The 21,002-nt window shown below is 64.7% G+C and carries 25 protein-coding genes and 1 pseudogene; 15 read left to right on the top strand and 11 right to left on the bottom strand.

Features of this window, described 5'->3' with window-relative positions; all coding sequences use genetic code 11:
• Nucleotides 1–176 precede the first annotated feature (176 nt).
• The 3 genes and pseudogenes from AC629_RS26895 to AC629_RS26890 form a co-directional block, all read right to left on the bottom strand.
• Nucleotides 177–1,568, bottom strand: a complete 1,392-nt coding sequence (locus AC629_RS26895) for an ammonium transporter (protein WP_084807932.1) — start codon at nt 1,566–1,568, stop codon at nt 177–179.
• Between the two features lie 405 nt (nt 1,569–1,973).
• A pseudogene (locus AC629_RS49940) lies at nt 1,974–2,126 on the bottom strand (MFS transporter); the annotation flags it as partial.
• A 241-nt stretch (nt 2,127–2,367) separates the two neighbouring features.
• The gene (locus AC629_RS26890; RefSeq protein ID WP_084807931.1) at nt 2,368–3,600 is read right to left on the bottom strand and encodes an MFS transporter; all 1,233 of its coding nucleotides are present in this window, start codon (nt 3,598–3,600) and stop codon (nt 2,368–2,370) included.
• A 130-nt stretch (nt 3,601–3,730) separates the two neighbouring features.
• Between AC629_RS26890 and AC629_RS26885 the strand changes: the two genes are divergently transcribed.
• Nucleotides 3,731–4,336 carry a TetR/AcrR family transcriptional regulator gene (locus tag AC629_RS26885; RefSeq protein ID WP_084807935.1) on the top strand — a complete coding sequence of 202 codons (606 nt, stop codon included), beginning with the start codon at nt 3,731–3,733 and terminating at the stop codon, nt 4,334–4,336.
• A 350-nt stretch (nt 4,337–4,686) separates the two neighbouring features.
• On the opposite strand, the gene AC629_RS26880 is transcribed toward AC629_RS26885, so the two are convergent.
• Entirely contained in the window at nt 4,687–6,060 is a 1,374-nt protein-coding gene (locus tag AC629_RS26880) for a PleD family two-component system response regulator (protein WP_084807930.1), read from the bottom strand.
• A gap of 13 nt (nt 6,061–6,073) precedes the next feature.
• Nucleotides 6,074–6,439 (bottom strand): response regulator, encoded by a 366-nt coding sequence (locus AC629_RS26875; protein ID WP_008566616.1) that lies wholly within the window; start codon nt 6,437–6,439, stop codon nt 6,074–6,076.
• Between the two features lie 241 nt (nt 6,440–6,680).
• On the opposite strand from AC629_RS26875, the gene AC629_RS26870 reads away from it, so the two are divergent.
• The 3 genes from AC629_RS26870 to AC629_RS26860 all read left to right on the top strand — a co-directional run bounded on the left by AC629_RS26870 (nt 6,681) and on the right by AC629_RS26860 (nt 8,860).
• Nucleotides 6,681–6,992, top strand: a complete 312-nt coding sequence (locus AC629_RS26870; protein WP_084807929.1) for a DUF3572 domain-containing protein — start codon at nt 6,681–6,683, stop codon at nt 6,990–6,992.
• Entirely contained in the window at nt 6,989–8,278 is a 1,290-nt protein-coding gene (locus AC629_RS26865) for a DNA polymerase IV (protein ID WP_084807928.1), read from the top strand. Before AC629_RS26870 ends, AC629_RS26865 begins: the two co-directional genes overlap by 4 nt.
• Before the next feature lie 180 nt (nt 8,279–8,458).
• The gene (locus tag AC629_RS26860; RefSeq protein ID WP_084807927.1) at nt 8,459–8,860 is read left to right on the top strand and encodes an ACT domain-containing protein; all 402 of its coding nucleotides are present in this window, start codon (nt 8,459–8,461) and stop codon (nt 8,858–8,860) included.
• Nucleotides 8,861–8,949: 89 nt separating this feature from the next.
• Here AC629_RS26860 and AC629_RS26855 read toward each other — a convergent pair whose 3' ends face one another.
• Together AC629_RS26855 and AC629_RS26850 are read right to left on the bottom strand one after the other, a co-directional pair.
• Nucleotides 8,950–9,351 (bottom strand): RidA family protein, encoded by a 402-nt coding sequence (locus AC629_RS26855; RefSeq protein WP_084807926.1) that lies wholly within the window; start codon nt 9,349–9,351, stop codon nt 8,950–8,952.
• A 261-nt stretch (nt 9,352–9,612) separates the two neighbouring features.
• On the bottom strand, nt 9,613–10,458 hold the full coding sequence (locus AC629_RS26850; RefSeq protein WP_084807934.1) for a cell envelope integrity EipB family protein: 846 nt from the start codon (nt 10,456–10,458) through the stop codon (nt 9,613–9,615).
• Nucleotides 10,459–10,706: 248 nt separating this feature from the next.
• Here AC629_RS26850 and AC629_RS26845 point away from each other — a divergent pair, with 248 nt between their 5' ends.
• From AC629_RS26845 to AC629_RS26830, 4 genes are all read left to right on the top strand, one after another.
• The gene (locus tag AC629_RS26845) at nt 10,707–11,174 is read left to right on the top strand and encodes a RidA family protein (RefSeq protein ID WP_084807925.1); all 468 of its coding nucleotides are present in this window, start codon (nt 10,707–10,709) and stop codon (nt 11,172–11,174) included.
• A 10-nt stretch (nt 11,175–11,184) separates the two neighbouring features.
• Nucleotides 11,185–11,931: a glycerophosphodiester phosphodiesterase gene (locus tag AC629_RS26840; RefSeq protein WP_084807924.1), complete on the top strand. Its 747-nt coding sequence runs from the start codon at nt 11,185–11,187 to the stop codon at nt 11,929–11,931.
• A 213-nt stretch (nt 11,932–12,144) separates the two neighbouring features.
• Nucleotides 12,145–13,386, top strand: a complete 1,242-nt coding sequence (locus tag AC629_RS26835) for a GNAT family N-acetyltransferase (RefSeq protein ID WP_084807933.1) — start codon at nt 12,145–12,147, stop codon at nt 13,384–13,386.
• 49 nt (nt 13,387–13,435) lie between these two features.
• The gene (locus AC629_RS26830; protein ID WP_084807923.1) at nt 13,436–13,861 is read left to right on the top strand and encodes an HIT family protein; all 426 of its coding nucleotides are present in this window, start codon (nt 13,436–13,438) and stop codon (nt 13,859–13,861) included.
• A 116-nt stretch (nt 13,862–13,977) separates the two neighbouring features.
• Here AC629_RS26830 and tsaA read toward each other — a convergent pair whose 3' ends face one another.
• The 4 genes from tsaA to AC629_RS26810 form a co-directional block, all read right to left on the bottom strand.
• On the bottom strand, nt 13,978–14,469 hold the full coding sequence (tsaA, locus tag AC629_RS26825; RefSeq protein ID WP_084807922.1) for a tRNA (N6-threonylcarbamoyladenosine(37)-N6)-methyltransferase TrmO: 492 nt from the start codon (nt 14,467–14,469) through the stop codon (nt 13,978–13,980).
• A gap of 30 nt (nt 14,470–14,499) precedes the next feature.
• Nucleotides 14,500–14,850: an AzlD domain-containing protein gene (locus AC629_RS26820; RefSeq protein ID WP_074120824.1), complete on the bottom strand. Its 351-nt coding sequence runs from the start codon at nt 14,848–14,850 to the stop codon at nt 14,500–14,502.
• Nucleotides 14,847–15,587, bottom strand: a complete 741-nt coding sequence (locus AC629_RS26815; protein WP_084807921.1) for an AzlC family ABC transporter permease — start codon at nt 15,585–15,587, stop codon at nt 14,847–14,849. The genes AC629_RS26820 and AC629_RS26815 overlap by 4 nt, the downstream gene beginning before the upstream one ends.
• A gap of 226 nt (nt 15,588–15,813) precedes the next feature.
• Complete coding sequence (locus tag AC629_RS26810) at nt 15,814–16,764, bottom strand: lytic transglycosylase domain-containing protein (protein WP_084807920.1); 951 nt, start codon at nt 16,762–16,764, stop codon at nt 15,814–15,816.
• 89 nt (nt 16,765–16,853) lie between these two features.
• Here AC629_RS26810 and AC629_RS26805 point away from each other — a divergent pair, with 89 nt between their 5' ends.
• The 7 genes from AC629_RS26805 (at nt 16,854) to AC629_RS26785 (ending at nt 20,879) form a co-directional block, all read left to right on the top strand.
• Nucleotides 16,854–17,492: an HAD family hydrolase gene (locus AC629_RS26805; protein ID WP_084807919.1), complete on the top strand. Its 639-nt coding sequence runs from the start codon at nt 16,854–16,856 to the stop codon at nt 17,490–17,492.
• Nucleotides 17,493–17,547: 55 nt separating this feature from the next.
• Nucleotides 17,548–17,838: a hypothetical protein gene (locus AC629_RS26800; protein ID WP_245332006.1), complete on the top strand. Its 291-nt coding sequence runs from the start codon at nt 17,548–17,550 to the stop codon at nt 17,836–17,838.
• Nucleotides 17,839–17,932: 94 nt separating this feature from the next.
• Nucleotides 17,933–18,088, top strand: coding sequence for a hypothetical protein (locus AC629_RS45650; protein ID WP_210419114.1), 156 nt, complete (start codon nt 17,933–17,935; stop codon nt 18,086–18,088).
• Nucleotides 18,089–18,118: 30 nt separating this feature from the next.
• Nucleotides 18,119–18,523, top strand: a complete 405-nt coding sequence (locus AC629_RS26795; RefSeq protein ID WP_084807917.1) for a hypothetical protein — start codon at nt 18,119–18,121, stop codon at nt 18,521–18,523.
• Between the two features lie 67 nt (nt 18,524–18,590).
• Nucleotides 18,591–18,752 (top strand): hypothetical protein, encoded by a 162-nt coding sequence (locus tag AC629_RS47105; protein ID WP_168195589.1) that lies wholly within the window; start codon nt 18,591–18,593, stop codon nt 18,750–18,752.
• A gap of 149 nt (nt 18,753–18,901) precedes the next feature.
• On the top strand, nt 18,902–20,323 hold the full coding sequence (locus tag AC629_RS26790; protein WP_084807916.1) for an MFS transporter: 1,422 nt from the start codon (nt 18,902–18,904) through the stop codon (nt 20,321–20,323).
• Nucleotides 20,324–20,483: 160 nt separating this feature from the next.
• The gene (locus tag AC629_RS26785; protein ID WP_143199464.1) at nt 20,484–20,879 is read left to right on the top strand and encodes a PEGA domain-containing protein; all 396 of its coding nucleotides are present in this window, start codon (nt 20,484–20,486) and stop codon (nt 20,877–20,879) included.
• The last annotated feature ends 123 nt before the right edge of the window (nt 20,880–21,002 follow it).

Raw genomic sequence — 21,002 nt, 5'->3', positions numbered from 1 at the left:
GGGGAGATTTGTCTCCTCAACGGCGACAACATCCCGTTCATCGCGCGCCGTTCCAAGACTTCTTCAACAGCCTGCTAGAGCGTTTTCGAGCGAAGTGGATACCGGTTCGCGTAAAGGAATCGCGTCAAGACAAGACTCTACAGGCCCGTTCCGATGGAATCGGAACGGGGCTCTAGCTAGTGCACGACCTCGCCATGCACTGCGAGATCGAGACCGTCGCGCTCCATATCCGCCGAAACCCGCAGACCGACGAACAGCTTGACCACATAGAGGATGATCAGGCTGACGACGGCGTCATAGACCAACACCGTGCCGACACCGATGCACTGGTTGATGAACTGGCCGGGATTGCCTTCCAGCGCGCCCGCTGTGCCGCCATACTGCTCAACAGCGAACACTCCGGTCAGAAGCGCACCGACGATGCCGCCGACGGCGTGAACGCCGAAGCAATCGAGCGCGTCGTCATAGCTGAACAGGCCCTTCAGCCCGGTGCATCCCCAGTAGCAGAGGACACCGGCTGCGATGCCGATCACGAAAGCGCCGATCGGGCCGACGAAACCGGAGGCAGGCGTGATGGCAACGAGGCCTGCGACCGCGCCCGAGCACATGCCGACGACCGTCGGCTTGCCCTTGAGCGACCATTCGACCAGCATCCAGGTGAAAGCCGCAACGGCCGTTGCAATCTGCGTCACCAGCATCGCCATGCCGGCCTGCATGCCTGCCGTCACCGCGGACCCCGCATTGAAGCCGAACCAGCCGACCCAGAGCAACGAGGCGCCGATGAAGGTGAGCACCATGTTATGGGCCGGCCCCGTCTCCTTGCGCTTGCCGAGCATGATGGCGCACATCAGGCCCGCCACGCCGGCATTGATATGCACGACGGTCCCGCCGGCGAAATCGAGCACCTTGACCCAGGCGGCGTCGTTGCCGGAGGCGAAGAATCCGTCGGGGCCCCACACCCAATGCGCAATCGGCGCATAAACGAAGATCGCCCACAAGCCGATGAACCACAGCATCGCGGAGAATTTCATCCGCTCGGCAAAGGCTCCCGCGATCAGCGCCGGCGTGATGATTGCAAACGTCATCTGGAAGCAGATGTAGACGGCTTCGGGAATCGTCGCCGCGAGCGGATTGGGATTGCCGATGCCGCCCTTGCCGATGTCGCTCAGGATGTCCCTCAGGAACACGCGGTCGAACCCGCCGATGAACGGCGTGCCGGCGCGGAATGCCAGGCTGTAGGTCAGGATCGCGAACAGGATCGTGACCAGGCAGGTCACAGCGAAGCTCGTCATCACCGTGTCGCCCACGTTCTTCTTGCGCACCATGCCGCCGTAGAACAGCCCAAGCCCCGGGATCGTCATCATCAGCACCAGGGCAACGGAGGTGAGCATCCAGGCGGTGTCGCCGGGATTGGGCGTGCACTTCTCGAGGATCTTGCCGCCGCAAGCCGGCGGGCCCGCGTCCTCCGCAAAAGCAACGTCGCCGAAGGCGAGGTAGAGAAGCGCAATTCCCAACAACGCGACCACCAACGTCACGAGCCTTTGGCGCGTGGATTTTCTTAATTCCATCGTCGTCCTCCCAAATCGCAAGACAGGTCGCAAGAGATGTCGTCTGGCCGTGGCTTTGACTGGAATCCGCGAGATGAACGTTCGCGCCGGCGCGATGGCACCAGCGCGATCAGCTCGGATTTTTGTGACACAACGATCGGGACTCGGCGCGCTGAGGTCGTCGAGCTTCAATGGCTGGAGACTGGCGGCGACCAGCCTCATGGCTTACCGGCCTTTCCCTTCGCGCCAGATCGGGAAGCGTCGGAGACGGTTCCAATTCCCCGTCAAGCAGGCAAGATTTACGCCATGGACGGGTTTCACCCAACCCACTGACTGCGCTTCGATTCCAATTTGCTGCTTTGCGACAAGCCCGTTTCACGCTGCTTCACGCGGTGGCGCTTCGCCTAACAAATGAGCAGACTGCGCCTATGCCGTTCGCAACACCGGCGGCTGCGAGGGTCGGATCAGCGCGAACGCGACCTGAATGATGCCGCCGGCGAGGCCGAGCGCGACGCCGATGCGCCAGGCCATGGTGTACGAGCCGAGTACGTCATAGAGCACCCCGCCCCCGTAGGCCCCCCCGTTTTCGTTTTGGCTCCGCTCGTGTCCCGGACGCGCTGCAGCGTGCAACGCTGCGGCGCAGAGCCGGGACCCAGAAAGCGACGCACGACAATGCCGAGACATGGGCCCCGGCTCTGCAGCGCACCGTCGAAGTGACGCTGCGCTGCGTCCGGGGCACGAGAGCTGAGTCAGGCGTGCGCCTGGAATTGTCGCATCCGCCATGCGTGCAGAAGACGAAGTTGAAGCCGAATGCTCCCGCCTACGCCGTTCGCAGCACCGGCGGCTGCGACGGCCGAATCAGCGCGAACGCGACCTGAATGATGCCGCCGGCGAGGCCAAGCGCGACGCCGATGCGCCAGGCCATCGTGTATGAGCCGAGCGAGTCATAGAGCACCCCGCCCCCGTAGGCGCCGAGGAAGCTGCCGATCTGGTGGCTCATGAAGGCGAGGCCCTGGATCATCGCCTGCCAACGCAGGCCGAACATCTCGGCGACAGCGCCCGCGACCAGCGGACCTACGCCCATCCACAGAAAGCCCATGATCGCGCCGAACAGCAGCGTCGAGAATGGTGTGGCAGGCAGCATGAAGTACCAGGCGAGCGCGAGCGAGCGCAGGATGTAGATCCCGCCCAGCAGCGCCAGCTTGTTCCAGCGCTGGCCCGCCCAGCCGAAGAACAGCGAGCCCAGCACGTTGAAGCCGCCGATCATGCCGAGCGTCTGCGCGCTGAGCATCGGATCGAGGCCGCAGATCGCGAGATAGGACGGCAGGTGCGTGGTGAGAAATACGAGCTGCATGCCGCAGACGAGATAGGCGCAGGTCATCACCATGAAGGGAGCATTGCCGAACGCCGCCTTCGCCACCGACGCGGCCGTGGCATCGCCGATGTCGTCGGCGGACGGCTTCGGCAGCGGGATCCTGTCGATGCGCCCCGCATACCATGCGGCGGGAATCATCAGCACCGACATGACGACGAAGCCGGCAAGCCCGACCCGCCAGCCAAAGCCCTCATTGAGCATCTGCCCGATCGGCGCTGACAGCAGCGCACCGAGCGAGCCCGCGCCGGAGACGATACCGAGCACGGTGGAGCGCACCGTTGCGGGCACCGCGCGCGCCGCCACCGACATCGCGATCGCCGCCGCGGTGCAGGCCAGCGAGGTACCGATCAGCACGCCGCCGCCGATCATCACGCTGATGAGGCCGTTGGCGGTCGCCATGAAGGCGAGGCCCGCAATGTACATCAGCGAACCCGCAATCATGATCGGCCGGAAGCCGTAGCGCACCGTCATTGCGCCGGCGAGCGGCTGCAAGAAGCCCCAGGCGAGGTTCTGCACGGCCAACGCCAGCGTGAAGTCCGACACCGAGATGTGGATGTCGTGCGTCAGCGGTTGCAGGAAGATGCCAAGGCTCTGCCGCAGCCCCATGCTCAGCGTGAGCATGATCGAAGCGCCGATCAGGATCGGCAAGGTCGGACGCAGGACTTGCAACAGGGGCATTTTTCTTCTCCCTCGTGGGCGCGGCGCAGTAGCCGTCGTCTGCAATTCCCGCTGATTTTGGTTACACAGACCTGTTTACTTAGTCTATAGATGGATGGTGCTGTCAAGCGAAGAGGACTTATCCTGCCGCATGGCTCCCCCGCCCACCCAACAGACGATGAAAGAGCGGATCCTGGAGACAGCCGACAAGCTGTTCTATCTGCAGGGCATTCGCGCGATCGGCGTCGATACCATCGCGGCCGAGGTGGGCATCTCCAAACGCACGCTCTACAACCACTTCCCCTCCAAGGATGCGCTGATCGCGGCCTATCTGGAGCGCCGCTTCGTGCAGCCGCGCCCGTCCGACAAGCCTCCGGCCGAGCAGATTCTTGCGACATTCGATTCGCTGGAGCGGCGTTTTGCGGCGAAAGACTTTCGCGGCTGCCCGTTCGTGAATGCAGTGGCGGAGCTCGGCGCAGAGGACCGCGCCGTGAAGAAGATCGCTGTGGCCTTCAAGGAAAGCCGCCGCGTCTGGTTTCGTGATCGGCTGAACGAGCTGCGTGTTGCCGATGCGGATGCGCTCGCAACGCAACTCGTGCTGCTGGTCGACGGCTCGATCGCGCAGGATCTCGTGCGCGACGATCCGGCCATGGCGCGCGCGGCGAAGGAGGCCGCGAAGGTGCTGCTGCGGAGTGCCGGCGTGGAGGTGGCAGAGGATGCGGCGAAGCCTGCGAAGGGACGCAAGCCCGCGCCATAATAACCGCTGTCGTCCCGGACAAGCGCAGCGCAGATCCGGGACCTCCGCGCGAGCGCTTGCGCTCGTCACGATAACCACAGGGAGTAATTTGGCGAAGACTCGTGGTTGCCGGCTTGCCTATAACCCTGCCCTGGGGTTATGGGTCCCCGCGTTCGCGGGGACGACAATTGGGGATGTAGCGAGAGTATTCGTCCCACCGCGCGATGATGACATCGTGCGCCTGTTTTGCCCGACGTGTCAAATGCCTGTGCAACCGGCACAAGCCCTCTTGCCGCCCGTGTAAGCCGTTGATCCGGCTATCGTCGGCTACTGTGCATGGGGTTGTTTTCGAGTTTTTTTGTGCCGTCAGCCTACGCCGCCTGCGACACCACGCGATTGCGGCCGTCGTGCTTGGCGCGGTAGAGCGCCGTATCGGCGCGCTTGAGTACGTCGGCGACAGCCTCGCCCTTCTGCTCCAGCGTCGTGAGACCGATCGAGATCGTGACCTCGATGCGCTTCGTCCCCTTGTGGATCGCGAACGGCTCTCCGGCGATCGAGCGGCGCAGGCGCTCGGCGACCATGCCTGCGACATGGAGATCGGTCTCCGGCATCACGATGACGAACTCCTCGCCGCCGTAACGGCAGGCGAGATCGATGCCGCGGATCGACTTGCGCACGCGCACCGCGAACTCGCGCAGCACGTCGTCGCCGGCATCATGGCCGTAACTGTCGTTGATCGACTTGAAATAGTCGATGTCCAGGATCATCAGCGCCAGCGGCTTGCCGCGGATCGAGGCCTGCTCGGCAAGCGTCGCCAGATGGCTTTCCATGTAGCGGCGATTGTGCAGGCCGGTGAGCGCGTCGGTGATCGCCATCTCGATCGAATTCTGCACGTTGTCGCGCAGATGGTCGGTGTAGCGGCGGCGGCGGATCTGGGTGCGGGTGCGGGCCAGAAGCTCGTTCTTGTCGATGGGACGCAGCAGATAGTCGTTGACGCCGATCTCGAGCCCGCGGAGCAGTCGCGTCGAGTTCTCGGGATCCGCGATCGCCAGGATCGGCACATGGCGCGTGCGCTCCAGTGAGCGCGCCTGGCTGCACAGCCGCAGGCCGTCGAAATTGTTGAGGTCGAGCGAGACGATCAGGAGGTCGTAATTGCCCTCGGCGGCGTGGAACAGCGCTTCCGTCGGGTTCGGCTCGACATCGACGGTGTGCTCGGCCGCGAGCAGCATCGCCAGCCGCTCGTAGGAGGACTCGCGGTCGTCAACCAGCAGGATGCGGCCGCCCTTGCCCGTATCCGCGACCGCGCTGCGCTCCGGCGCCTGCATGCCGATCTCGAGCGAGGTGATGGCGCGCATGCGCAGCTCATCGGTCATCATCTTCAGCCGCGTCAGCGAGCGCACGCGCGCGATCAGCACGACATCGGAAACGGGTTTCGTGAGGAAATCGTCGGCACCGGCCTCCAGCCCGCGATTGCGGTCGGCGGGGCTGTCGAGCGCTGTCACCATCACGACGGGAATGTGGTGCGTGGCTGGATCGGACTTCAGGCGGCGGCAGACCTCGTAACCATCGATGTCGGGCATCATCACGTCGAGCAGGATGATATCGCACTCGGCGCGGCGGCAGATCGCCAGCGCCTCGGTGCCGTTCGAGGCGGTCATCACGTCAAAATATTCGGCGGAGAGTCGGGCTTCGAGCAATTTGACGTTGGCAGGGACGTCATCAACGACCAGGATACGCGCGGACACTAAAATTCACTCCCTACCCGATGAAACGTCGTACCGTCTCAATGAATTTGCCGACCGAGATCGGCTTGGACAAATAGGCTTCGCAGCCGCCCTCGCGGATGCGCTCTTCGTCGCCCTTCATGGCGAACGCGGTGACCGCGACGACCGGAATGGCGCGCAGCTCCGGATCGTCCTTGATCCAGCGCGTCACCTCCAGGCCCGAGACCTGCGGCAATTGGATATCCATCAGCACGAGGTCGGGCCGCATCTTGCGAACGAGGTCGAGCGCCTCGTAGCCGTTGCTGGTGCCCGAAGTCTGGTAGCCGTGTGCCTCCAACAGGTCGCGGAAGAGCTTCATGTTGAGCTCGTTGTCTTCCACGATCAGGACGGTCTTAGCCATCCCGCCCTCCTGATTGGCCCGAAGACCGATACATATGCCGCCTCAGGCGCCGCTCGCCGGCGCTTCGAAAACTGGATTCAAACTAGCCCCAGATTCGCTTGAGTTTCGTTAAACCCGAGGGTCGACTTTCTGCGATGTGGTTTCCAGTTGCTTGTCTGGGGTCGCAAGACTCAGGCCGAAGACTCGGGCATGATGATTCCAAAGTAGAGCCCGAAAGTTAACGGAAAGGCAAATCGCCCCCTTGAAAAAGCCTGTTCACAACCCCCGCGAAGTCGCTGAAATCGTTGCGATTCAAGCGCTCTCTTTCGTTGCGAGCGAGCCTGAACGGCTGGGCCTGTTCCTGGCCGAGACAGGGGTCGGTCCGGAGACCCTCCGCAACGCCGCCGCGGACCCGAACTTCCTCCTCAGCGTGCTCGATTTCGTGCTGCGCGATGACGCCACTGTGAAGGCCTTCGCCAGCGCCTTGGAACTGCATCCGACCAACGTTGCCGCAGCGCGGCAGGTGCTGGGCGACGCGCTCGGCGACCCCTCCTGGGAGCGCGACGTGCCGTGAGCAGCCCCGACCCGGCCGGGCCCCGCTGCTTCTGCCGGGATTGTCTGGCCGATCTGGATATGGGCGTGCGGCGCTGTTCCGCCTGCGGTTCCCCTCGCCTCGTCCGCCACCGCGCGCTGTCGACGCTGACCATCGCCCATATCGACTGCGACGCCTTCTATGCGACCGTCGAGAAGCGCGACAATCCCGACATCGCCGACAAGCCCGTCATCATCGGCGGCGGCAAGCGCGGCGTGGTGTCGGCCGCCTGCTACATCGCGCGCACCTATGGCGTTCGCTCGGCCATGCCGATGTTCAAGGCGCTGGAGGCGTGTCCGCATGCAACCGTGATCCCGCCGGACATGGCCAAATATGTCCGCGTCGGGCGCGAGGTGCGCCAGGCCATGCAGGCGCTGACGCCGCTGGTTGAGCCGCTCTCGATCGACGAGGCCTTCCTCGACCTCTCCGGCACCGAGCGCGTGCACGGTATGGTTCCGGCCAAGGTGCTGGCGCGGTTCGCCCGCGACATCGAGCGCGACATCGGCATCAGCGTCTCGGTCGGCCTGTCCGGCAACAAGTTCCTGGCCAAGATCGCCTCCGACCTCGACAAGCCGCGCGGCTTCGCGGCGCTCGATCAGGAGGAAGCCCGTTTGATGCTGGCGGAAAAGCCGGTTGGCTACATCTTCGGCGTCGGACCGGCGACGCAGGAGCGTCTGGTTCAGCGCGGCTTCCGCATCATCGCCGACCTGCAAAGGGCCGACGAGATCGAGATGATGCGGCAGTTTCCCAGCGACGGCCGCAGGCTGTGGCGGCTCGCCCGCGGTATCGACGACCGCCGCGTCGAGCCCGACCGCGGCGCCAAGACGATTTCCAGCGAAACCACCTTCGAGACCGACATCCGCGATTTCGCGACGCTGGAGAAGATCCTGTGGCGGCTCTGCGAGAAGACGTCGTCACGGCTGAAGAGCAGCGAGCTTGCCGGCTCGACCGTCACGCTGAAGCTAAAGACCGCCGATTTCCGCCAGCGCACGCGCTCGCAGTCGATCGCGGCGCCGACGCAGCTTGCTGCGAAGATATTCTCGATCTGCCGCGAGATGCTGGCGAAAGAAATCGACGGCACGGCCTTCCGCCTGATGGGCGCCGGCGTCAGCGCGCTGCGCGAAGGCTCGGCCTCTGACGACACCGACATGCTCGACCGCCGCGCTGCGCACGCCGAACGCGCGGTGGACAGCTTGCGCAAGAAGTTCGGCAATGCCGCCGTCATTCGCGGCATTGCCTATGACGGGCCGGAGAAGGCACAGGAGTGATGGAGCAGCGACGGAAGTGCTCGTCCCCGTCATCCTGAGGTGCGAGCCCTCGCGAGCCTCGAAGGATGTACGGCCGAGATGCCGCCGGGCCGTTCATCCTTCGAAGCCTCCGCTACGCTCCGGCACCTCAGGATGACGGGGATAGATGCACCCGCCGGGATTTCGTAAGAGGAAACGACCGTGATCGGTGAACACGATCTCGAAGCGCTGCTGAAATATATGATGCCGGAGCTCCGACCAGGCACCTTCGTGTTTTGCACGATCCCGACAAACGAAAGCATTCCGTCAGAGGTCAACCCGCTGGCGACGTTCCGCGAGCAGGAAGGAACGACGCTAGTGATCTTGCGCGAAGAGGCAGACCGCGTAGGACTACGCTACGCGTTCGCCTCGCGACTGATCACATTGACGGTTCACTCCGCGCTCGATGCGGTGGGCTTTCTGGCGGCCATCACGGCGCATCTCGCCGAAGCCGGCATCAGCGTGAATGCCGTTTCGGCCTTCTATCACGACCATCTCTTCGTGCCCGCCGACCGGGCCGACGAGGCGATTGCTGTTCTGCAAGCAATATACGCAACAAAGTAGGATGGGTAGAGCGAAGCGAAACCCATCAAGCTCCTTCCGCGCAACAAGGGCGATGGGTTTCGCTTCGCTCTACCCATCCTACGGTCGCCTCAATCCGCGACAGCCACCGCCTCGATCTCGATCAGCCATTCCGGCGCTGCGAGCGCGGAGACGCCGACGAGAGTACTGGCGGGCGGCTCCGTGCCTTCGAAGAAAACGGAGCGGGCCTTGCCGATGATGGGGCGCAGCTCCGGCTTGTAGTTCACGACGAAGGTCGTGATCTTCACGATGTTGGCGTAGGTCGCGCCGGCCGCTTTCAACGCGTGCCCGAGATTCTGCATCACCTGCGTGGTCTGCGCGGCAAGATCGCCCTCGCCGACGATCCGTCCCTCCTCGTCCACCGACACCTGGCCGGAGATGTAGATCGTGCGCGCGCCGGAGGCAGTGACGACGTGCGAATAGGCGGGATTGTGATGCAGGCCGCTGGGACGGAGATGATCGAGCTTGGGCATGGGCTGGCTCCCGGAGGTCAGTGGTTGGGCGGGAGCGTAGCTGGAGAGAGAGCTGAGAGCTAGATGCGATAAGCACCGCTCATCCCCCGTCATCCTGAGGTGCACGCCATGCGGCGCGAAGCGGCGCATGGTAAGCCTCGAAGGATGTACGGCCGAGGTGCTGCAGCGGGCCGTCGCCCTTCGAGGCCTTCGCTGCGCTTCGGCGCCTCAGGGTGACGGCGATAGAGCGGAATGCGCTATCCCCATTCGCAGGCCATGCCCTCAATTACAGGGCTTGCTGTCCTTCACGTCGAACTTGCCCATCGCGCCGGAAATCACAAAGTCGTTGTAATCGAGCACGAGCTGGCGGGAGACGCCATTTTCGTAAAGCTCAAACGACATCGCGTAGACCGGCGTCTGCTCGCCTTCCTTCTGCTGGACGTCGCGGTCGAAATAGCTGACGGTCACCGGCCAGCGCTTCAGCGATCTCATGTGCTCGTCCGTGGTCGACGGATCGGACGAAGTGGCACGATCGGCGGGGATCGGCTGCCCGATCACGGTCAGGGTGTTGTAGACCTTCTGGCCGTCGTCGGAGCCGTCATAGACGGACAACTCGAGCAGCGACTTGCCTTCCTGGGCGGCCGCGATGATGCGCTGGATCTGCTGGGTCGGGAAAACGATCTTGCCGTCGAGGGTGAAACTCTTCGGCGCCGGCAGCTTCAGCTTGACGTTGATGTGGTCGCCGTCGCGCTCCGCCGAGCCGTCGACCCGGCCGGCGTCGGCCTCGTTCATGCGGGTCTCGATCTTGAAGCGGTAGCTCTTGCCAGCGGCGTCCTCCCAGGAATTCGAACGGAGGTCGCTCAGCGTGACCTTGCCCTCGCCGCTGTCGAGCTCGGAGACCTGGCGGAATTCGGAGGTATAGCCCTCGCACGAACTGCCGGTGAAATTGTAAAGGATGCGGCCGCGCGCGCTGTTGACCGAGTTGGAGCGCGATTTGACGAGGCTCAGATCATAGAGCGCCTGGTGCGCAAGGAACGGACCATTGGCGGCCTGCGCGCAGCTGCCGGGGCTGAAAGCGGCCGCCGCGAGCGCCATCACACCGAGCGAAGTCCGGAAAAGGTGCAGCATGTCCATTCCTTGGGGAAGCGCTGATCCTTGGGGGAGCGCAGATTCGACATTTTAATGACCGTTCCATTGCGTCGCAACTGAGGCCGTTTCACGTAAAGTTGCGGCCCTCGCGTTGAACCTGCTGCCCTGCCTCAACAAAATGCACCCGCCTCGCGTTGCTTGCATGTGGCTGCACGATGGGCGAAACAGGGCGCCCGGCGTCCCTCGGACGCGCCAGGGTGGATGAATTTTGGACAACGAGGTCGAACATGGCGGGCACGGTCGAGCAGAAACTGGCGGAACAGTGCATCAAGCTGCATGATGCTCCCACTCCCGTCGCCAACTACGTGCCGTTCGTGCGCACGGGTAACCTGCTGTTCGTCTCCGGCCAGGTCTGCTTCGATCCCGCCGGCAAGCTGATCGCCAAGGGCAAGTTAGGTGCCGGTGTCTCCATCGAAGAGGGCGCCGCGGCGGCGCGCGGCTGCGCCGTCAACCTGCTGGCCCAGGTCAAGGCGGCGCTCGGCGATCTCGACAAGGTTGTACGCGTGGTGCGCCTCGGCGGCTTCATCAATTCTGCCCCTGATTTCCTCGATGGGCCGAAGGTGCTGAACGGTGCCTCCGACCTGATGGTCGCCGCTTTCGGTGACAAGGGCCGCCATGCCCGCACCACCGTCGGCGTCGCCTCGCTGCCCGCGGATGCGGCGGTCGAGGTCGAAGGCGTGTTCGAGGTCGCCTGAGGCCAGCATCGTGCGTGCTCCGGATTGGCTGACAGCCCGGCCGGTCGCCCATCGCGGCCTGCATGACATTTCGCGTGGCATCGTCGAGAACATGCCGGGCGCAGTGCAAGCTGCGATCGCGGGCAATTTCTCGATCGAGGTCGATATCCAGCTCTCGGCCGACGGCGAGGCCATGGTGCATCACGACCATGCCCTTGGTCGCCTCACCGAAGCCACGGGCCAGTTGATCGAGAAGACCGAGGCGGAGCTAAAGGCGATCAAGTTCAAGCACACCGCCGAGCGGATGATGTCGCTCAGCGATCTCTGCGCTATGGTCGCCGGCCGCGTGCCGCTGGTGATCGAGCTGAAGAGCCATTTTGCTGGCGACCGTAAGCTGGTGAAGCGGATGGCCGAGGTGCTGGCGTCCTATCAGGGGCCTGCCGTCGGCATGTCCTTCGATCCCGATCAGGTGCTGGCGCTGCGCGAGCTGTTGCCCTCCCGCCCGCGCGGGATCGTCGCACAGCGGACCTATAAGGACGAATACTGGGCTTACCTGACGCAGGAACAGCGCGACAGCATGCTGTACCTGCGCCATGGCTTTCAGACCCAGCCGCATTTCGTCGCGTTCAAGGTCGACCACCTTCCGGCCCCCGCGCCCTGGATCGCCCGCAACGTGTTCGGCTGCGCCCTGCTCGGCTGGACCGTCCGCACGCCGGAGCAGCGGACGCGCGTCGGGCAATATGCGGATCAGATGATCTTTGAGGGGTTCGTGCCGTAGGGGCACCTTCGTTGCATAGTGCAAGCTCTCGTATCCCGGACGCGCTGCAACGTTGCTGCGCAGAGCCGAGACCTTAGCGGCGCACGAATCGATTTGTGGCACATGGGCCCCGGCTCTGCAGCGCACCGCCAAGGCGCTGCACTGCGTCCGGGGCACGAGAGCGTGTGTTCCTGCCTCTTGAAGTCGCTGCTGCAATGCACGATCTTGGGCGCGATGGCATCATCTGAAATCACGCTCGAAGCTGTACCGTCCATTGGCGAGGTCGCTGCGGAAGATTGGGACGCTTGCGCCAACCCCGGCGGAAAGTGCAACGGGCATGGCGCGGGAACCTCATCCGGGCTTCCAGGCGATTCCCTCGGCCTCTCAAAGCCCGCCTACAACCCGTTCGTCTCGCACGCATTCTTATCCGCCGTTGAGAAATCGGGTTCAGCAACAATCCGCACCGGCTGGGGGCCGCGGCATCTCGTAGCGAAGATCGACGGCCGCGTCGCCGGCGTCGTGCCCTGCTATCTGAAATCGCATTCGCAAGGCGAGTACGTCTTCGACCGCGGCTGGGCGGATGCCTATGAGCGCGCCGGCGGGCGTTACTATCCGAAGCTACAGGTCTCGGTTCCCTTCACTCCGGCGACGGGACCGCGGCTGCTGGTCCGCGATGGCGTCGATCGCAGGCGCATCTCGGAGGCACTGGCGAGCGGGCTGGTGGCGCTGTGCGGCGTCAGCAAGGCCTCCTCGGTGCACGTCACCTTCGCGCGCGAGGCGGAGTGGAAGCTGCTCGCCGAGCACGGCTTCCTCCAGCGCACCGACCAGCAGTTCCACTGGCACAACGAGGGTTTTGCGACCTTCGACGATTTTCTCAGCACGCTGAACTCGCGCCACCGCAAGTCGATCAAGCGCGAGCGGCGCGATGCGCTGGCCGCCGGCATCACCATCCATTGGCTCACCGGAAACGACATCACCGAGGACGCCTGGGACGCCTTCTTCGAATTCTACATGGAGACCGGCTCGCGCAAATGGGGCCGGCCGTATCTCACACGCGAATTCTTCTCGCTGATCGGCGAGACCATGAGCAAGGACGTGCTGCTGGTGATGGCGCGCCGCAACGGCCACTGGATCGCGGGCGCGATCAACTTCATCGGCTCGGACACGCTGTTCGGCCGCAACTGGGGCGCGGTCGAGCATCATCCCTTCCTGCATTTCGAGGTCTGCTATTATCAGGCGATCGACTTCGCCATCAAACACGGCCTAGCGTATGTCGAAGCGGGCGCGCAGGGCGAGCACAAGATTGCTCGCGGCTACCTGCCGCGAACGACCCATTCCGCCCACTTCATCGCCGATCCCGGCCTGCGCCGCGCCATTGACGACTACCTTAAGCGCGAGCGCGCCTATGTTGCGGAGGCTGGCCGCGAGCTCGCCGAGCTCGGCCCGTTTCGCAAAGGCGCCGATGAGGCGCCTTGACGGTTCGCCGTGGCTGATGACAGTAAGCGCACAATTCCAGGGAGCCGCCATGACCGCCTACGACACCAACAACATCTTCGCAAAAATCCTGCGCGGCGAGCTGCCCTGCCACAAGGTCTATGAGGACGAGCACGTCTTCGCCTTCCTCGACATCATGCCGCGCGTGCCCGGCCATACGCTGGTGATCCCGAAGGCTCCTGCCCGCAACATCCTCGACATCAAGCCCGACGATTACGCCCATGTCGCGCGCGGCGCGCACAGGATCGCCTCCGCTGCGATGAAGGCGTTCAAGGCTGACGGCATCACCGTGCAGCAGTTCAACGAGCCCGCCGGCGGACAAGTGGTGTTTCATCTCCACATGCACGTGATGCCGCGCCACGACGGCGTGGCGATGTTGCCACCCGCGAGCCGCAAGGAAGACATCAAAGTGCTGGAAGAGAACGCGACCAGGCTGATCGCGGCGTTGAAGGCCTGACCGTCATTCCGGGGCGCGACGAAGTCGCGAGCCCGGAATCCATTCTTCCACCGTCTCTGCTGCTCGATGGATTCGGGCTCGACGCTCCGCGTCGCCCCGGAATGACGGAGCAAAAATCACTCCGTCTGGAAATCCCCCGGCTGTGGCGCGGCCAGTGGCGTGAACTCGCAGCGGTCGGGCTTGATGTCGATCAGCGGCGTGTTGTCGATGCAGTCGAGGCCGCGCACCAGAATGGTGCTGCCTTCGATGCCCACGAACTTCACGATCGAGGTGCCGATCGGATTCGGCCGTACCGGCGAGCGCAGCGAGAACGTCCCGCGGGTTTTCTCGTTGTTCTTCGGGCTCTGCAGGACAATGTCGCGGCGGGAACGGTCGAGCCAGTACAGCACTTCGAGATTGCTGTAGAAGTCCACGCCCTTGATCGCCGGTACGAACGGCTCGAAAATCTCGAGCCGGCACACAGGGCCATCGGCGCGGCCCTGCCGCGGCGTCTCCAGCCGCGAGGTCCAGGGCGTGCGGATGCGGCCGATGAAGAAAAGGCCGGCATCTTCTGTCGACGGCAGCTCGATGGCGACCTCGCCCTCGCGGAGCTCGTTTTCGCGAACCATATTTCCAATTCCCTACTGTTCGCGAGGGTTTTAGCCTAACCACCACCTGCCGGCCAGCATGAAGACTTCGCCCGCCACCACGCCCGCAAAGATCGAGCGGCGGGTCAGCAGGAAGACGACGAGGCCTGCGGCCACCGCGCCATAGCGCAAGGCGTCCGGCACGCTTGCGAGCGCCCCGGGCGGCTCGACCACGATCTGGGCGATGACGCCGGCCAGGATCGCGGTGGCGACCGCCCTCACCCAGACCAGGAGCTCGGAGCCCTCGTCGATGCCGCCGCCGAACCACAGGCCGAGCATGCGCCATATCTGGTTGGGAACAACGCCGGCGACGAACAGCACCGCGAGCGCGTGCCAATCGCCGATGAGCTGCGCGAAATTCATGCGCGCACCTCCCGCCACCAATGCACGCCATAGGCGATCGTGCCGGCCGCAATGCCACTGACGAGAATGTCGAGACCGGAGTTCATCTTCGCGGCCAGCGGATAGAGCAGAATCCCCAGCACGAGTGCCACGACGTCCGCGACCTCGCGGCTATTGCGCGCGGTCGAGAACAAAAAAGACAGCGGGGTCAGCAGCAGGATCGCCGCGCCCAGCGGCTGCGTGAGATTGGCGGCGAGGAAATAGCCGACCGTGTTGGAGGTGAGGCACACGGAGACGAGGCCACAGCCGAGGCCGTGAACGAAGGCGATACGCCGCTCGCGCGGCACTTGCGGCAGGAAGCGGTGGCACTCGACCCACAGCGTCACTGCGGTGAGGTGCGCGGCGAAGATCAGCTCGCGCCGCTTGGTCGTTGGCGTCCGCATCAAGGGCAGCACTGAGACCACCATCGGAAACAACCGGATCGCGCTGACGGTCACAGCGATCGCCGACTGGACGATGGTCGCACCCGAGCCGAGCGTGGTGATCAGGATGATCTGAGCAGGACCTGCCCAGACGAACAGCGTCGAGGCGAGCGCCCAGACCAGGCTGAAGTGAGTGTCGTGGGCCAGCGCGCCGATGCCCAGATAGGTCACGAACAGGACGATGGTGAGGATCGTCTGCGTGATCGAGCGCAGCCCCCACGCGAAGGCGCGCCAAGGACTTTGCCATTGAGGGGAATCGAGCGGAGGGAGCGCCACGGGAGTTTGGGCCGGGGAGAGGAATCGTGCCTGCATAACGGGCGATGCGGCGACCGACGTCAAGGAAGCGCGCGGCGGGGCTGGCATGCGCGGCGCCAGCACTTTCGCCGTCATTCCGGGGCGCGACGAAGTCGCGAGCCCGGAATCCATCGTACAGCGGTACTGCGGGAAAATGGATTCCGGGCTCGCGCCCAAAAGGGGCGCGCCCCGGAATGACGAGCGCCCCCTACCCGCTGACGCCCCTGTTCTTCAGCACGAAGCAGGCGCCGCCGGCCTTGCGGATGCGGTTGCAGAGATCATCCGCCTCGCTGCGCGTATCCGCGCCGATGCGCACCTGGTAGAACGTGTGCGTGCCGCGGCTGCGCATCACCGATGAGAGCAGGCTCGGATCGCGGCCACCGATCACCGCGCTCAGCCGCGTGACGGCGCGGGAATACATCGCCAGCGCCCTGTTGCGGTCGAAGCCGGCCGCCAGCTGCACGCCCCAGATCTTGGCCGCGGCGAGCTCCACATGCTGCTCGAGCTCGGCAACGAACGGGTTTGGCGCGCGCTTCAAGAGCGCCATGAGATCGCGGCAGCTCGTCGGCGGCGAGCTCGGCGGCCCCTTCCCGGTCGCGCCGGCCTTGGCCCAGGCATCGACCGTTGCGCCAGTGATGGCGAAAACATAGTTGCGGGTCTGCTCCGGCAAGCCGCCGGTGCCGGCAAGCCATTCCTGCACCCGCCGCGGTCCGGCATTGTAGGCGGCGGCTGCGAGTCCGAGATTGCCGAACTGGTTGCGCAGCTCGTTCAGAAACTCCGCCGACTTCGGCAGCGCCTGCACCGGGTTGAAAGGATTGAGCAGCCCGCGCTCGCTCGCGGTACCCGGCATGAACTGAGCGATCCCCTGCGCGTGCTCGCCGCTGCGCGTCATAGGACCCACCGCATCAGCCTGGAAGCGGCTTTCTTGCCAGATCACGCGAGCGAAGAACTCCAGCGGAAGATTGGCATCGCGCGCGGCGGCCTCAACGATCAGGCAGATTGACTCCCGCGTGTCGCTCTCGCGCGCATCAGGCTTTTCCGGCGGCCTCGCGAGCTCCTCGACGCTCGGGTGCACGAACCGGTTCGGCGCCTCCTGGCCAAGCGCAGGCCACGCCGCGGGGACGAGGCACAACACGGCGAGAACCCGGGCTATACGCATGGCGTCCACAATACAGGGGAAATCGGACCTTGACTTGGGGGCCCAGCCAACTAGCAACGGGCGACAGTATCAACGCCGGTCCCGCCCTGATGGTTACAATCTATTTTGATCTCGACGGCACGCTGACCAACCCGAAGCCCGGGATCACCCGCTCGATCCAGTACGCGCTGGAGCGGCTGGGCGTCGCGGTGCCGAGCGAGGACGAACTGGTCTGGTGCATCGGCCCGCCCCTGCATGCGAGCCTGGAAAAGCTCACCGGCCGCGCGGAACTCGCCGACCGGGCGCTGGTGCTCTATCGCGAGCGCTTCAGCGATATCGGCCTGTTCGAGAACGAGGCCTATAGCGGGATCAAGGACACATTGTCCTCGATCGCAGCGACTCGTCAGCGGATGTTCGTCGCCACCAGCAAGCCCGCGGTCTATGCCAATCGCATCATCGATCATTTCGGCTTACGGCCCTATTTCGAGCGCGTGTTCGGCTCCGAGCTCGACGGTACGCGCGTCGACAAGCGCGACCTGCTCCGCTACGCGCTCGACGAAGCCAACGTCGATCCCCGCAGCGCGATCATGATCGGCGACCGCAGCCATGACGTGGTCGGCGCCCGTACCAACGGCATGACCGCCATCGGCGTGCTCTATGGCTATGGCAGCGAGTCCGAGCTCAAGGAGGCCGGTGCACATCACATCTGCGCCGCACATCCCGAGCTGCTTGGCCACTGCGTGGCCTAGCGCATGACCAGGGCCACGTAGACATCAGCCACAGCCTTCGCTCTGGGCGAAGGCAATGCTCGGCAATTCCAGATTGTCAGGTCCGGCGGCGTGCATCAGGGTGGCGCGCATGAGGACTCACTCGACGATAAGCGGATCGGAGCTGTTGCTGGGTGTGATCGCGATCCGGCTCGCTGTGCTGGTCCTTGCGGGCTGGAGTCTGACGCTACTGCCGCGGCCAGCGCGCGACAGCGAACTCGCCTGCTTCTCCCCGCCCGCAACAAGAAACGAGGCTCAGCCTCAAGCGGAGACGATGGGCCCGCGCGCTGCCGACGCCGCATTCGATGACATGCGTTTGCACGACTAGGCCGTTCGCGGGCAAGGCGGGCATGTGAGCGATAGCTGATGCCGCTCGGCCTGGACCAGGGCATCGGCGCGGTAGTCTGATCGAATGCAGTTTCATGCAGGAGATCCGCCTCGGCAATTTCAGCCTGATCCTCGGACGCAACATCATGCTGCATGTCCGCATGGAAGGCGCGCTCTACACACGCACACGTGACATGTTCGAGCCGACCGCCGCACTGGGCCAGTCGCCTCTCGCGAAACACATGGAATGAATGTGGATGCGTCCCCCACGAGGAGGAAACATGAAAAAGTCTGTCACCTTCGGCTTCATCGCCCTGGTCCCGAGCTTGATCGGCCCCGGAGCCGGCCATGCACAATCCCCAGCTCCGCCGACGCCTACCACGCGAATCCTCGCGATCGGGACGTTGAACCCCGGCGTCGATCCCGCCGCGGCGCGGGCGATCCTGCCGGTGGAAGTCAGGGAGACGGTGAAGCTCTATCTGGATGGCAAGATCGAGGAATGGTACTCGCTACAGGGGCGTCCCGGTGTGGCTTTCATTCTCAACCTCACGGACCCTGCAGCGGCGCACGAGATGCTCGAGAAGCTGCCTTTGGGGCAGGCCCATCTCATGAGCTTCGAGCTCATCCCGCTGGCCCCGCTCAATCCGCTGCGGCAATTGCAGGGCATGGCACCGGGCTCGCCATAGGCTAGCTTGAGCTGCATCAAGCCGGCCCGCGCCGGCCGTGGCATCGTGCGCCCTGCGAGGCCACCGAATGCGCCGATTTGCCATGAAGGCTCTGTTCACGGTGCTCAATCTGAACCGCTCCGAGCGGACGCGGATCGATTGGGATCGCACAATTATCGTCGTCTCGACGGCGGTGACGATTGGGCTCGTCGCGCTCTACATCTTCGGCAAGTCGACAGCGCGCTGGTGAACCCCAAGAAGGCCGTCCTCACCCATGCCCACGGCGCTGGGCGGCCTGCCGGCCGCATGGGAACTGTCCGGGTCCTGCCGGGTTGCGGTCAATCCTGCAATTTCATAATCCGGGGATGTATTACGGCCCTAACCAAGCTCGCCTCCCTCATGTCGTTCGCCCCTATCGAGCATGCCGACGGCCTGCCACAGCCACAGCGCAACCAGGCGATCCTGACCATTGCGCTCGGCCTCATCATGGCGGTCGTCGATAGCGCCATCGCCAATGTGGCCCTGCCGACGATCGCGACCGACCTCGACGCGAGCCCGGCCTTCTCGATCTGGATCGTCAACGGCTACCAGCTCGCGATCACGATCTCGCTGCTGCCGCTGGCTTCGCTCGGCGAGATCGTCGGCTATCGCCGTGTCTATCTGGCCGGGCTCGCGCTGTTCACGCTGGCATCGGCATTTTGCGCGTTAGCGCACACGCTGCCGCTGCTGACGATCGCGCGCATCGTCCAGGGTTTTGGCGCGGCGGGAATCATGAGCGTCAATGCGGCGCTGGTGCGCTTCACCTATCCGCGCGCCCTGCTCGGCCGCGGCATCGGCCTCAACGCGCTCGTCGTCGCCTTCTCGGCCGCGGCCGGCCCGACGCTCGCCGCGGGAATCCTCGCGGTTGGAAGCTGGCCCTGGCTATTCGCCATCAACGTGCCGCTCGGCGCGCTAACGCTGGTCCTGGGCCTGCGCAGCCTGCCGCACACCAAGCCCGCGAGCCATTCCTTCGACTGGCAGAGCGCAGGGCTTTCGGCGATCACGTTCGGGGTCGGCATTGCCGCCATCGACAGCGTCGGCCATGACGAAGCACCCGTCGTGTACCTCGTCCAGTTCGCGATCGCGATCGTCGCGGGCGCGATGCTGATCTACCGCGAAACCCACGTGGCCTCGCCGCTGCTGCCGGTCGATCTTTTGCGCATCCCGGTCTTTGCGCTCTCGATTGCGACCTCAATCGCCTCGTTCTGCGGGCAGATGCTGGCCTTCGTAGCGATGCCCTTCTACCTCCAAAGCCGCTTCGGTTATTCGGCGGTGCATATGGGCCTCTTGATCACGCCCTGGCCGATCGCGGTGGCGTTCGCGGCTCCGCTCGCCGGGCGTCTGGTCGAGCACTATCCGGCCGGCCTGCTCGGCGGCATCGGGCTCACGCTGTTCGCCTGCGGCCTCGCCTCGCTCGCCTTCCTGCCGGCGAGCCCGACGCCGCTCGACGTGATCTCGCGAATGGCGCTGGCCGGCGCCGGCTTCGGCCTGTTCCAGACCCCCAACAACCGCACCATGATCGCCGCCGCCCCGCGCGAACGGTCCGGCGGCGCCAGCGGCATGCTGGGCACGGCGCGCCTGCTCGGCCAGACCACCGGCGCGGCGCTGGTGGCGCTGTTCCTCGGCCGCTATCCGCAGGAAGGGACCCGGATCGCGCTCTTCACCGGCGTGGGTTTTGCGCTCTGCGGCGCCACGCTGAGCATGCTCCGGCTGTCCCCGGCTGGTGCGCGGGGCGCCGAACACGTCCGTGTGCAGGACGATCAACGCCTGCGGGGCGAATAGGAAGAGCCCCCGCCTGGTTTCCGCCATTCTCGTGCACAACCGGTACGTGGCTTAACTGTTGGGACCAACGACGTATTGCCCTCCCGTTCCGGTTGCGCTTCACTGGCAGCGGGACAGGGGGCATTTCATGCGTTAATTTGGGATTGTGGCGCTCAGCGTCATGCTGGGCGGCTGCGCGTCTGTCACGCGCGGCACGACCGAGAACATCAGCATTTCATCTACACCTTCGGGCGTTGAAGCGGTTGTCAGTGGAATGGACGTTCCGACCACCTGCACGACGCCATGCTCCGTGGTCGTCAAGCGGAACGCCGACATCTCGATTACCTTCCAGAAGGAAGGCTATGAACCTCAGATCGTACCGCTCAGCCGGGACATACCGACCTCCGGGGCCGCCGGCTTTGCGGGCAATCTCCTGCTGGGCGGTGTCGTCGGCATGGGCGTCGATGCCGCGACGGGGGCGGCAACCGATCACAAGCCCAATCCGGTCATCGTGACGATGCAGCCGTCAGCGCCCGCCCGCGCGCGTCCGCCTGCGCCGAAGAGACCGCGCGCCTGAAGCCGGCACTTAGACTCCGGCACTGCGACACAATCGGGATAGGGGGGCGTCTCGCGACGCCGCCCCTCCCACACCACCGGACATACGGGTCCGTATCCGGCGGTTCAGCGGATTATGCGGGSC

Origin of the sequence: Bradyrhizobium sp. NAS80.1, assembly GCF_001908205.1 — a bacterium.
Taxonomy (GTDB): Bacteria; Pseudomonadota; Alphaproteobacteria; order Rhizobiales; family Xanthobacteraceae; genus Bradyrhizobium.
This window is presented reverse-complemented; position numbering and strand designations above follow the sequence as displayed.